Genomic DNA, 13,053 nt, shown 5'->3' with positions numbered 1-13,053 from the left:
GCTCAACGCAACGGAGCCGGCGCAGCACCAGCCGGCGGATCGACCGCACGGTTCGTGGCCGTCCGGCCCTACGGGGTCGGGAGAACCTGGCGTGCCTGCGGTCGATCAGGTCACGGTGCCAGCGCAGCACGGTCTCCCGGACGGACCAGCAGCCGCAGGTTGCGCAACACGTCGCGTGGCAGTCGGTGCAGCAGTGCGGCCAGCCACGCCCGGTCAGCGGGGGTGAACCGCAGCCGTTCGCCGCCCAGCTGCCGCTCGAGGACCATGACCTGGTGGCGTAGCGCCAGGATCTCGGCATCCTTGTCCCGGTCGCTCATCGGCAGGAGCCGCAGCAGCGCGAGAGCGTTCGTCACACCGAGGTAGGCCAGTCGAAACAGCACAGCCAGTCATCCTCGCGCAGCACGCAACGTCGATCACCGCCGCGTCCAGGACAGCGCTCGTCAATACACCCGCGACCTCATCGCCGTGATCAAGACAACCGCTGAGCAGGAGGGATGAGGTTTTCGGCACCCACAGGGTTCTCGCGGGCCAGCCGTAGCACCAGGTCACGGATTTCGTCGCTGACGGGTGGCCGGCCGGGTCGGTTCGGGTAGGTCCAGCGTCTGGCGACCAGGCGACGGTGCCAGGCCAGCAACGTCGCCGGGGTGACGATTCGACGTGCCCGTATCCGGCGGGGCAGCAGGCGGGCCAGGGCGGACAGGATCGCCCGGTCCGGCCAGGACAGCCGCGGCCGGCCCGGAACCTGGCGGCGCAGCACCGCCACCTCATGCCGCAGCGCGAGGACCTCGACCAGCAGCGCTCTGTCATACGAGGACCTGTTTGAATGATCGCAGAGGCGAGCGGAGGCGGCACGATGGCGCTGGACGGCACGGTTCTGGTGGGACGCCAGAAGGAGTTACGACGTCTGGTGTCCGCGGTGACCCGCCCGCCCGCCGTCGTCGTGGTGGAGGGCGAGGCGGGCATCGGCAAGAGCCGGCTCGTCGCGGAGATGGTCGCGCATCCGGAACTGGCCGGCCGGCTGCTGCTCACCGGCGGGTGCCGGCGCATCCGCGAGCCGTTCCCACTCGGCCCGGTCGTGGAAGCGCTGCGCGGCACCGGCGCGGCACTCGCGACGGCCGAGCTGTCGCCGGTCGCCGGCGCGCTGCGCGGGTTGCTGCCTGAGTTGGCGGCGGTGCTGCCGCCTCTGCTGGAGCCCCTGGACGACCGTGCGGCCGAGCGGCACCGGCTGTTCCGCGGCCTGGCCGACGTGCTGGGCGCGCTCGGGCCGGCGGTGCTGGTCGTGGAGGACCTGCACTGGGCCGACGACCAGACGATCGAGTTCCTGGCCTACCTGCTAGCCGTAGCGCCGGCCACGGCGTCGGTTGTGGTCACCTACCGGGGCGAGGAGGCCACGGCCGGCATCAGGGAGATGACGGGACGGCCGGCCGACGCCGTCGTGCGCGAGCACCTCGTGCTGGAGCCACTCGACCTCGAGCAGACCCGCGTGCTGGCGGCCGCCATCCTGGAGGAGGAGGGGGTCACCACCGAGTTCGGCGCCCATCTGTACACGCTGTCGTCGGGGCTGCCGCTGGCCGTACAGGAACTGCTGGCGCTGCTGCGCTCACGCGGCGCGCTGATCCGGCTGCGCGGCGGCCGGTGGGCGCGCCGGGCGCTGGAGGAGCTGGACGTGCCGCGCGGGGTGCGCGACTCGGTGCGTGAGCGGGTGGCCAGGCTGCCCGAGGTGGCGCGCGGGGTGGCCGAGGCGGCGGCGGTGTTGCAGGTGCCGGTGGCCGTACCGACGCTGAGGGAGGTGGCCGGCCTCGCCCAGGCGGAATCGGTGGCCGGGCTGGACGAGCTGCTGGTGTCCGGTTTGCTGACCGAGCGGGACGGGCTTGTGGTCTTCCGGCACGTGCTGGCCGCTCAGGCGGTGTACGGCGGGATCCCGCTGGGCCGGCGGCAGGACCTGCACGAGCGCGCGTCGGCCGCCGTGCGCGCGGTGGAGCCGGTGCCGCTGGGGCAGCTGGCGCACCACCTGCGCCGCGCCGGGCTGCTGGCGGAGTGGGCGGGGATCGCCGAGCGGGCCGCTGAGCAGGCGTCGGCTCTCGGCGACGACGCGGAGGCGGTGCGGATCCTGGAGGACGTGCTGCGCAGCGCGCCTCTGGAGCCGGAGCGGCGAGGAGAGCTGGCCGTACGCCTGGGCTGGGCGGCGGCCCAGGTGCTGCGGCCTCCGGCCGTGGTCGACCTGCTCTCCGACGCCCTGGAGTCGGCCGGCCCCGGCCTGAAGCGGGGGCAGCTGCACTTCCTGATCAGCATGTTGCACGAACGGCTCGGCGGCGACCCCGCCGTGCAGCGCCACGCCCTCGCGGCCGCGGTCGAGGACCTCGGCGAGCGTCCGGACCTCGCGGCCTGGGTGATGGCGGCGCTCGGCCGGCCGATGGATCCCACCGTGTCCGTGGCCGAGCACGCCCGTTGGCTGGACCGCGCGCTGGAGACCGTGCCCGCCATCGGCGACCCGGTCGCCGAAGTCTTCGTGCTAGGGAAGGTCGCGATGTCGCTGATCTGCATCGGCGACCCGCGCTGGGCGGAGCTGGCCGGCGACATCCGGCGGCGGACCGGCGACCGGCCCCGGCACCGCCAAGAGGTCAACGCCTACCGGTCCATCGCGGAGAACGCCTGCTGCGCCGGGCACTTCGAGATCGCCGACCGGCTGCTGGCGGCCGCCACGCTGGGCGCCGCCGACGACGGCGAGCCGCTGGCCAGGTGCCGCCTCGTCGGCCTGTTGCTGGCCTACGGCCGGGGCCGGTGGGAGGGGCTGGACGACCAGGTGGCGGAGCTGCTGGAGGAGTACGACGGGCGGCCGTTCGACCGCATCACCGCCGAGACTGTCTCGGCCTGCCTGGCCCTGGCGCGGGGCGACCTGGACACCGCCAGGCGCGACCTGCCCGCCGTTGTACGGCGCACCATCACGCTGGGTGGATACGAGCTGCTGCCGCTGTCGGTGACCGCGTTGCTGCGGCTGTCGGCGGAGCCGGGCGTGGCCCGGGCAGCGATCGAGGTTTGGGACACCAAGGGTTTGTGGCCGCTGTCCGTACGCGTGCTGCCCGCGCTGGCCGCCGCGATGGCCGGGACCGGCGGGCATGACGAGGCCGTCGCCCTGGTCGCCCGGCTCTCGGTGACGCTGGACGGGCTGGACGCCCCGCTGGCCGCCGCCGCCCTGACGTACGCGCGTGCCCAGCTGAGCGGCGACGCCCAGGAGTTCGCCGCGGCGGCCGACGCCTATGACCGGCTGGGCGCGCCGTACGAGGCGGCGCAGGCGCGCGAGCAGGCGGCCGAGGCGCTGTTCGGGGCCGGGGACCCGGACGCCGGCGAGAGCCTGCGCGCGGCGCACGCGGCCTACCTGGAGCTCGGCGCCCGGTGGGATCTGGACCGCGCGGCGCAGGCAGCGCGCAGGCACGGCGTGGCGGTGAAGGGGCGCCACCCGGGCGGCCCGAACGGTTACGGTCCCGCGCTGTCGCCCCGGGAACGCGAGGTGGCCGAGCTGGCAGCCGCCGGGCTGACCAACCGGGAGATCGGCAAGGAGCTGTTCCTGTCCCCCAAGACGGTGGAGAAGCATCTGAGCGCCGTGCTGCGCAAGCTGGGGCTGCGCTCCCGCGCCGCGCTTGGGGGCTCGGGCGCGCTGAATGGGGGATCTGCCCCATAGTCCCGGCGTACCCGCGACGGCGAGGCTTGCGGTATGTCCGAATCCGACGACCCGGGTGACCCGAACCCGGACGACGCAGAGCCGGCCCCCACCCCCGATGAGGCTCCGGAAGAACCCCCGGACGGCTTCGAGCCGGTCTGACACCCCCCATCCCCCACACCCGAAGGGCTAGTTCCGCATGTCTCCACGCAGATCCCGCGGCCCATCGCTCCTGGCGGCCTCGATCCTGGTGCTCAGCACCCTAGTCGCGCCGGGCGCACCTCCCGCGCTGGCCGCCCCAGCCCTCCAGCCCTCCACGCCCGGTCCGATTCCCCTGGCCGGGCTGAGCCCGGGCTCCAAGATGATCACCCTGGTCACCGGCGACGTCGTCAGCCTCGTCGAGGCCGGCGGCGGCAAGTACGCCGTGAAGGCCGAGGCCACGCCCCGCCCCGACGGCACCCGGGCGCTGCTGTCCACGCTGGCCTTCCCGAAGGGGATCTACGTCACCCCCAGCGACGCCATGCCGGCCATCCAGGCGGGCCGCCTGGACCGGGAGCTGTTCAACGTCACCTACCTGGCCGAGAACGGCTACACCGACGACAAGACCAAGCAATTGCCGGTCATCGTGCAGTACCCCGCGCAGCGCAGCGACGCGTCCGTCGCCGCCGCGGCCCAGGCGATCCCGGCCAGCGAGCCCGCCCTCACCCTGGAGAGCGTGAACGCCGCCGCGGTCAAGGTCACCAAGGCTGAGGCGGGCACGTTCTGGCAGGCGGTGCGGGCCGTACCCGAGAAGAAGGACGCGAGCGGCTTGGCCGGGCTGGCCAACACGCCGGACATGCTGCGCGGCGACATCGCCAAGGTGTGGCTGGACCGCAAGGTCAAGGCCGACCTGGACGTCAGCGTGCCGATGATCGGCGCGCCGCAGGCGTGGGCCGGCGGGCACGACGGCACCAGCGTGAAGGTTGCCGTCCTGGACACCGGCATCGACGCCACCCATCCCGATCTGGCCGGCAAGGTCGTCGCCAGCAAGTCCTTCATGCCCGGCGAGGACGTCAAGGACGGGCACGGGCACGGCACCCATGTGGCCTCCACCGTCGCCGGATCGGGCGCGGCGGCGAACGGCAGGTACAAGGGCGTCGCCCCGGGTGCCCAGCTGATCATCGGCAAGGTGCTCGACAACTCCGGCTCCGGCACCGACTCGGGTGCCATCGAGGGCATGGAGTGGGCCGTCGCCAGCGGCGCCAAGGTGGTGAGCATGAGCCTGGGCAGCAGCCCCACCGACGGCACCGACCCCGCGAGCCAGGCGGTCAACGCGCTGAGCGCCTCCAGCGGCGCGTTGTTCGTGATCGCCGCAGGCAACTCCGGCGCCGCCGGCGCCGAGACGGTCTCCTCCCCCGGTGCGGCCGACGCCGCGCTGACCGTGGCCGCGGTCGACAAGGAGGACAAGTGGGCAAGTTTCTCCAGCCAGGGGCCGCGCTTCGGTGACGGCGGGCTCAAGCCCGACATCGCCGGCCCCGGCGTGGCGATCACCGCCGCGCGTGCCGGGGGCACCATGATGGGCACCCCGTTCGACGAGCACTACACAGCAGCCAGCGGTACCTCGATGGCCACGCCACATGTCGCGGGAGCTGCGGCGATCCTGGCCCAGCAGCACCCGGACTGGACCGGCCAGCAGATCAAGGCCGCGCTGATGTCGACGTCCAAGGACAACGACATCAGCGTGTACAAGCAGGGCGCGGGCCGGGTCGACGTGGCCAGGGCGTACACCCAGCAGGTCTTCGCCACCACCTCGGGGCTCGACTTCGGTGCCCTCACGGAGGAGAGCGGGCCCGCGAGCCGGGACCTGACCTACACCAACCTGAGCGGGCAGCCGGTCACCCTGACCCTCACCCCTGGCCTGCGCAAATCGGACGGGAGCGTGGTGGAGGGCGCGCTCAGCGTGGCCGACGCGACGCTGACCGTGCCCGCCTCGGCGACCGCGACGACCACCGTCAGCCTCGACTCCAAGGGCCTGGCTCTGGACACCTACACGGGCGTGGTGACCGCGGCCGCCGACGGCGTCCAGCTGCGCACCCCCGCCGGTGCGGTGCGCGAGGCGCCCAAGGCCACGCTCACCATCCACACCCTGGGCCGGGACGGCAAGCCGTACAGCCCCTGGGGCCAGGACACCATCGACGTGTCCGGCGGCAAGGGCGTCATCGGCGGCACCCTGCTGAGCAAAGTGGGGACCACGGTCACCCGCGTTCCGCAGGGCGTCGTCAGCGTGACGCAGGGGCTGATCTGGGTCGACGGCGACGACCGGCACAACCTGGCCTTCCTGTTCCAGCCCGAGATCACCGTCACCGGCGACACGGAGATCACGCTCGACGCCCGGAAACTGTCCGAGGTGCGCTTCACCACCCCGCAGCCGGCTGAACCGCTGAACAACTCCCCCACCATGGCCTACCAGCGGACCGTGTCCAACGGCACCTCCTACATGGGTGCCATCTCGACGAACACGCCGATCGGCTCGTGGGCCCGGCTATGGGCCCTGCCCACGAAGACGGTCACCAAGGGCGGGTTCCGCTTCCACACCCGCTTCACCCTCGGCCGGAGCGAGGTCGCCATGAGCGTGCGCACGCCTCGCGCACCTGCCCTGCACCCGGCGGCCCCGATGCACGGCTTCGACGTCTACGGGAATCACCTACAGCAGGACATCTTCCCTGACTTCCGGCCGTTCACCGGCACCCGTGATCTGGACGTCGTCGACGTCGGCGAGGGCAGGCCCGAGGACATCGCTGGCCGTGACCTGCGCGGCAAGCTCGTCCTCATGGAGGCGCCGACGGCGGCGGGCCTGTTCGGCGACGTCTGCGGAGCCCAAATCGAGCGGATCGGCCCAATCCGCGACGCGGGCGCGGCCGCGATCGCGCACTTCCCGAAGCCGGGGAGCAACTGCGCGATCCCGCTCGGCCTCGCGCAGAAGCCGTTCACCGGCCCCCCTAAGCCGGTCGGCATCCCCAACGTGTCTCTGCCTTCCCGCGAGGCGCTCGACCTACGCGAGCGGCTCAGCGGCGGGAATCGGCTCACCATCCGGGTGACCGGCACCGAGGAGTCGCCCTACACCTACACCTTCGCCCCATACGAAGAGGGCCGCGTGCCCCGCTCGCTGCACTACACCTTCACCGAGCGGGACCTGGCCCGGATCGACATGGACATCCACACCGTCGCACCGCAGCGCTACAGCGACTGGCGGTACGCGTGGAAGACCGACGACCTCCTCCCGCTGGTGTCGCAGCCCTCAGAGTGGGGCACCCCCAGGCTCACCCTGCCGAACCGGCGTGACTGGGTCGGACCGCTCGACCCCGAGGTCGTCAGCTCGCACGGCATGTGGGAGATACCCGATCCGCTGCGCTTCTCCGATGCGCGATCGCAGTGGGCCCTGGAGGTGTTCGACAAGCCGATCCGCACTCGGCAGTCGTGGCTGACCGCCCCCTTCACGCCCGGCGCCGCGACCGGCCCGGACAGCCTCTACAAGCTCGCCAAGCCGGGCGCGAACCTCGGCTGGAGCTTCCGGTGCATGATCTGTGTCCAGGGCGACAGCCTGTGGGCGGAGTTCGAGCTCAGCAACGGCTCGCCTGGCACCAGGCAGTACAATGCCGACTACTGGGCCAACCCCTTCGAGCCCGGCATCGACGTCAGCCTTTTCCGGGACGGCAAGGAGATCCCGCGCACCCCGGTCTCCGGTACCGACGTCCTCCCGCTCTTCACCATGCCGGAAGGCCCGGGCAGCTACCGGCTGACCGCCAAGAACGCCCAGCACGACACCGAGTGGACCTTCACCACCCCGGTGGCGGCCGACCCCCTGCCCGGATCGTTCTGCTCCCTCGAAGTGCTGTACGGCACCGCCAAGCCCTGCAAGCCGGCCCCGGTCGTGTTCGTCAGCTACGACCTGGGCGACACCCTGGACGCCGCCAACAGCGTGCGTGCGGGCCGCACGCACACCTTCACCGTCTCCCCCTATCACTCCCCGTCCGCCTCCAAGATGCCCGACATCGCCGGCCTGAAGCTCTGGGCCAGCACCGACGACGGCGCCACCTACACCCCCGTCGATGTCAAGCGTGACCAGGACGGCACCTACACGGCGAAGGCCCGCTACGGGGCCGCCAAGGGCGCCGTCACCCTGAAGGTCGAGGCCTGGGACGAGGCAGGCAACACCATCAAGCAGACCACCGTCCGCGCCTTCACCCTGAGATAACCGTGGCGGGCCTTTCCCCGAAGGCGGGCGACAGCTCCGGCCAGCGCCCGGCCGTGCACAGCGCGGGCGGGCCGGCGGTCGATGGGCGCGGGCAGCGTGACCACCGGCCGCCGTTCAGGGAAAGGCCCGTCCACACGTCGATCCACTCCTGTGGCGCTTGAAATACGATTCCGGCCCTGAGCTGCAGTCTTCTGAGACAAGCGGCGTGTTGGTACTCGCCGATCAGCCCGGCAGAACCCGTGGTCATCTCCTGGGACGATCCCGGCCCGCCACATCACTGAGCCTGGAACCGCTCGACCGGCCCCACCGCCACCGCGTTTACCGGAATCTCCAGAAAGGAAAACGACGGACTGCGCGGCCCGGTGACCTCCACCTCGGGCGGCCTCAGCCGTACGAGAAACCGAGACCTGCGGCGATCGCAGGACGGACCGCGCGAGCTGCGACACCAGCGAGGATGCCTTGGACGGATGAGGTGGTCGTCAAGCGGATCCAACGATCTGCCGAAAAAATCGGGGATGTCGCCACCTGTACCGTGCCAGAACTCGACGCACAGGTTGTGAGCTGGAGTTTGACCGAGTTGAAGCATGATCGGGTTCGTGGCTGTTCGACTGCTCTACCCCCGCCTGTTCAGAACCACTGCCGTACGACGACCCCCGCGCCGCCGCTGTTGTCGCCCAGGTTGTTGTCGTTGAAGGTGAAGACCAGGTGCGGCGCCGGATCGCCGTTGCTGGAGAACAGCATGCAGTCGCTGTCGGTGCCGACCGGGAACCAGGAGCTGGGTCCGTAGATCCGGCTGGTCTTCTTCACCACATGGAGCCCGTGGTGACCCGGGCTATGAGTGCGTACCGGGGGGCACCGGGTGCCGGCCATCCGCCGGTGGTCGGAGCGGTCGGTAGCTCGCCGGCGATGCTCTTGGTGGTGCCCCACGCGTCGATCTGGACGCTGCCCTGGGCTCTCACCCGGAAGGCGTCACCGTGGATGATGCTGATGGGCGACGCCCACGTCGTCTGCTGGCGTCCCGGCGCGGGCCAGGCGGCGGGATCCTGGTGCTGCGGGGTGGTCGAGTCGGAGCAACTGCGATCTCGCCTTCTCCGGCGATCTCACCACCCGCCGGGTCCGCGACCTCATCGCTGCTGTCACCGCCGCAGTCCGCGACGGGGCTTCCGAATCCACCCAGACAAGACGCACGTACGTGGCCACGCCGACCGGCAACTCCTCGCCGGACTCGTCGTCAACCAACGCCCCGCCACACCGCGCGAGGACTACGACCGGCTCCGCTCCATCCTCCACAACGCTGCCCGCACGGGCCTCGACGTGCAAAACCAGACTAGCCTCCGTCTTTCGCTTGGCCGCTGATTCATAGTGGCTCCTCGATGGCCAGGCGTTGTGTGCTGTGCATCGGTTCGCTGGCATGTTGAAGGCCCGGCGCGGGGCCGGGTTCCTCCGTGCGTTGGTCGGGGTGTGAGGCCGTGGGGTCAGCCGGCGGGCTGGGGTAGCGCCGCGAGGCGGTTGAATGCGCTGGTCAGTTCGTTGGTCCAGGGCCAGTTCGCGGCGATGGCGAGGCGGGTCTGTCGGGCGGTGCGGGTGATGCGGGCCGCGACGTGCAGCAGCCGGTAACGCAGTTTCTTCGGCTCGGCTGCGGCGAGGTCACCGTCCAGGAGCAGGGTCTGGGTCCAGGCGAGTAGGTCGATGCCGGTCAGGGCCAGTTGCAGCCAGGCCTGGTTGATCGCGAAGACGCGGGACGGGAACCGGCCGAAGCCGGTGTTTTTGCCGCAGCGGATGCGGTCCTCGACCCGGGCGTGGCCGCGGTGGCGGGCCTCGAGGAACTGGATGCTGCCGTGCCCGGGCGGAGTGTCGGTGGCGACGACCTGGTGCCGCCAGCCTTCGATGGTGTCGAACAGCGACAGTTGGGCGCCGGGGTGCGGGCGTTCCCGGCGGACCAGGAACCGGGTGCCCTCGGGCCAGCCGGCTGCGTCGAACAGGCCGGTGATCTCACAGACCTCGGCGTGTTCCCGCAGGTCACCACCAGCATCGACGGCGGGACACCAGTCGGTTGCGGCGCGGATCGCTTGCCGCAGCGGCTCGGTGATCGCGGCGCCGACGGAGAACCGGATGTCCAGGTGCTGCCGGCGCAGACCACGGAGGTGGGCGAGGAAGCCGTGACTGGAACCGGCCGAATCGGAGCGGAGCAGGATCGGGGTGCCGTGCCGGTGGGCATCGGGGATCTGGGCGAGGGCCTGGTCGAGGACGGTGATGTGGTCGGCGGTGGTGTTCGATCCGGCCCGACCCTCGCGTAGCAGCCCGGACAGTGCTTCCCCGGTGTTGTCCAGGAAACAGAACAACGGGTGGAAGCCGAAGGTCTTCTTCCAGGTGCGGGTCGCGGATTCCTTCTCGGAGTGGCAGATCACGATCGTCGCGTCGATGTCCAGGACCAGGCCGTCGACCGGGCGGCCGGCCGCGGTCACCTGCGGCAGGTCGCCGCGGGTCTCGGCGTGCTGGGCCCAGGCGACCTCACGAGCATGGGCCCGCGCGGCACGTAGTTCGGCCAGCATCGGCTCGTCCAGCTGCGACAACAGCCGCCACGCTGTCGGATCCGAGGCGACCGGCCCGAACAAGCCGGGCTGGTCACGCAGCACCGCCAGATCCGCGATGGCCTCACCGCCGTCGGCCAGCATCACCGCCACATCCACGGCGATCCGACCCGGGTCGTGTCCGCCCTGCCGTTGCCGCAGGCCGGCCAGTGCCTGACTGAAGGCGCTGGTCAGGCCGGTCGTATCGGCAAGATCGGCGAGTAGTCGGGCACCGGCGTGACCGACCACGCCTCGCCCGTCCCCGGTCACCATGATCTTCGGACGTGTTCCGGTAGCCTTCACCCAGCAAGTGCCTTCCGTGACAGGAACATGGGACCTTCGACAAGCCCTATTTTCCCTGATCAGAAGGCACTTCTTTGTTTCCTGCCCAGCCCGTGGACAGCCCTTAACGAAGGGCCGAGGCTAGCCACCCCGCCTTCGCCGAACACCTCATCGGACGAGTCACCTGGATCGGTCACCACCACCACCCGGCACGCGCAGCCAAGCTGGCCGCGCTGCTGACCCAAGCTCTCGCGGCATCCCGAAACTGACGCAGCGCGGGGAAATCGGAAGACCGTAGCAACGACACACCGGACCACCCGAACTGCGGTCTAAACAGGACTGAAGTTCCTCCTGCTGATCTTCAGCAAGCGAGCACAGCAACATGCCGGTGCGACCAGTAAACAAGAGACGAAAATGGGAAACAGCAGGTATCGAGCCCGAAAAAACAGATAGAGCACCGTCTTAGGAAACCGATGCTCTATCCCCTGAGCTACGAGGGCGCGAGGCCCTAGGGTACCTGCCAGCGGTTTGCCACGAGTGCTCAGGAGGGCCCAGCCGCGCCCACCGCTGTCACCCGCCGTTGCTCCGACCGCTGGAGCACACACCGAGCAAGCGATCATCACCCAGCAACCGTCGGTAACCCTCTGCTGGCCAGGTTGTCCGCCAGCCCATCGGCGTCAGCCAGGAGGTTGGCGAAGGAGTAGTTCGAGGTGTTGTAGAACGAGGCGAGGACATAGTGCACGTGCGGCAGCAGGCCCAGCACACGCACAGCCCGGAACACCGCCAGGAGTTGCTCGGGCTGCAGCCGGTCGACGTCGTCGATGACGACCAGCGTCGGACGGGCAAGCGCATGCAGCGCTTTGCTGGCCTAGTCCGCCTGTTCTTCGAGTGTGCCCTGGTCGCTGCGCCGGTGCGTGGCCGAGCATGTATGCCACAAGGTCGATGACGTGCCCGCGTGCGGTATGACGACGCACCAGATCGTCGGGCTCGGTGGAGAGTTGTACGAGGAAGTCACGGGCGCCCTCCCACAGGGCTTCAGACTGACATGAGAGAACTCGCCGAGCGCTTTGCCGATGGTCCGTGCTCGTCCCCACCCCGCAGCGTCGATCCATCGCGCTGGACTGGACAAGGCTGGTGCTGCTTCCACCCGTCGAGCCCGTGTGGGCCCGATGCGCCATGCTCGCGCCCGGCACGTCTGCTCAAGGAGTGTCCGTACGCAGGCGCGAGAGGGAGGTTGGTGTCTTCGAGCCATAAAGGCCGTGCGGAGGATAGGGCTGCCGAAGCCGTTGCTAACGACTTCGTGCATGGTTGTCCGCAGTGTGGGAGTGCCCTCGGCCTCGGGTAAGGGTTCACACGGCGGGGCCGGCGGTGATGGCGGCGATGGGTTTGCCGCGGTCGGTGTGTTGGTGGTCGGACAGCAGGCCGGCGACGGCGCGGATGGTGGTGTCGAGGCTGTCGCGGCGGCCGAGGTGGCGGGTCAGGCTGCGCCAGTTCTTCAGGTGGGCGATGGCGTGCTCGACGCGCACCCGGCGGCGGGCGTGTTCGCGGCGCTGGGCTTGGCGTAGTTCGGCGATGCCAGGCAGGCGTTCCAGGGCTTTCTTGTGGTGCCGCAGTGTCGGGGTGATCACCTGGCCGCCTGTCTGGGCGCCCAGGCCCTGATAGCCGGCGTCGGCGAGGATGCGCACCCCGACGGTGTGGTCCAGCCAGTGCGTCAGACCGGCCTGGCGAGCTTGAGTGATGTCGGCGGTGCTGCCGCGCGCGGTGGCGCCGCAGAACAACAACCGCCCGTGTGTGTCGCTGAGGACCAGGGCCTTGATCGCGTTGGTGCGCGACTTCCCGGACACGAACCGCTGTCGTCCGGCCCGGCCGGCATTGGGACGGCGGACGCGGATCTCGGTGGCGTCCATCAACGCCGCCGCCCGCACATGATCCAGGTAGGCGACCACGTCGGCCAGGGTGCGCAGTCGCACGCCGCCTGGCACCCGGCAGCCCCGCTCGGCCAGCAGCGGTCGGATCTCGCCCACCGCACGGCTGATCGTGGAGCGGTCCACCCCGAACCACGCCGCCAGCACATCGTGGGTCACGCCGTGGCGCAGGCAGACCAGGGTGGCCAGCAGCCGGTCAACGAAGACCAGCCGGTAGCGGGCACCGGCACCCACCGCCCGCCGCCGGGTCCGGGCAGTCAACCGGGCCTGCTGCCGGTCCTGCCACACCGGACCCAACTCGGCCACCAGCTCGGCGAGGACCTCCACGGACAAGCCCGTCACACGACGATGAGACACCACAGTGGACCGAACCATCCGAAGATC

Annotated in this window: 8 protein-coding genes; 2 read left to right on the top strand and 6 right to left on the bottom strand. The window is 70.6% G+C overall.

Features of this window, described 5'->3' with window-relative positions; genetic code table 11:
* Positions 1–110: 110 nt before the first annotated feature.
* Together OG470_RS22625 and OG470_RS22620 are read right to left on the bottom strand one after the other, a co-directional pair.
* A complete protein-coding gene (locus OG470_RS22625) occupies positions 111–380 on the bottom strand; it encodes a hypothetical protein (protein WP_328415206.1) in 270 nt (89 codons plus the stop codon).
* Between the two features lie 89 nt (positions 381–469).
* Positions 470–757 carry a hypothetical protein gene (locus OG470_RS22620; protein WP_328415204.1) on the bottom strand — a complete coding sequence of 96 codons (288 nt, stop codon included), beginning with the start codon at positions 755–757 and terminating at the stop codon, positions 470–472.
* 66 nt (positions 758–823) lie between these two features.
* Between OG470_RS22620 and OG470_RS22615 the strand changes: the two genes are divergently transcribed.
* Both OG470_RS22615 and OG470_RS22610 read left to right on the top strand, forming a co-directional pair.
* Positions 824–3,679: a helix-turn-helix transcriptional regulator gene (locus OG470_RS22615; protein ID WP_328415202.1), complete on the top strand. Its 2,856-nt coding sequence runs from the start codon at positions 824–826 to the stop codon at positions 3,677–3,679.
* 229 nt (positions 3,680–3,908) lie between these two features.
* Positions 3,909–7,892 (top strand): S8 family serine peptidase, encoded by a 3,984-nt coding sequence (locus tag OG470_RS22610; protein ID WP_328415200.1) that lies wholly within the window; start codon positions 3,909–3,911, stop codon positions 7,890–7,892.
* 627 nt (positions 7,893–8,519) lie between these two features.
* Here OG470_RS22610 and OG470_RS22605 read toward each other — a convergent pair.
* The 4 genes from OG470_RS22605 to OG470_RS22590 form a co-directional block, all read right to left on the bottom strand.
* A complete protein-coding gene (locus OG470_RS22605; RefSeq protein ID WP_328415198.1) occupies positions 8,520–8,699 on the bottom strand; it encodes a hypothetical protein in 180 nt (59 codons plus the stop codon).
* A 668-nt stretch (positions 8,700–9,367) separates the two neighbouring features.
* On the bottom strand, positions 9,368–10,765 hold the full coding sequence (locus tag OG470_RS22600) for an IS1380 family transposase (protein ID WP_442930928.1): 1,398 nt from the start codon (positions 10,763–10,765) through the stop codon (positions 9,368–9,370).
* 598 nt (positions 10,766–11,363) lie between these two features.
* The gene (locus tag OG470_RS22595; RefSeq protein WP_328426548.1) at positions 11,364–11,600 is read right to left on the bottom strand and encodes a P-loop NTPase fold protein; all 237 of its coding nucleotides are present in this window, start codon (positions 11,598–11,600) and stop codon (positions 11,364–11,366) included.
* Positions 11,601–12,093: 493 nt separating this feature from the next.
* Positions 12,094–13,011, bottom strand: a complete 918-nt coding sequence (locus OG470_RS22590; RefSeq protein ID WP_328415196.1) for a transposase family protein — start codon at positions 13,009–13,011, stop codon at positions 12,094–12,096.
* Between the last annotated feature and the right edge of the window lie 42 nt (positions 13,012–13,053).

Origin of the sequence: Micromonospora sp. NBC_00389 (genome assembly GCF_036059255.1) — a bacterium.
Taxonomy (GTDB): Bacteria; Actinomycetota; Actinomycetes; order Mycobacteriales; family Micromonosporaceae; genus Micromonospora.
This window is presented reverse-complemented; position numbering and strand designations above follow the sequence as displayed.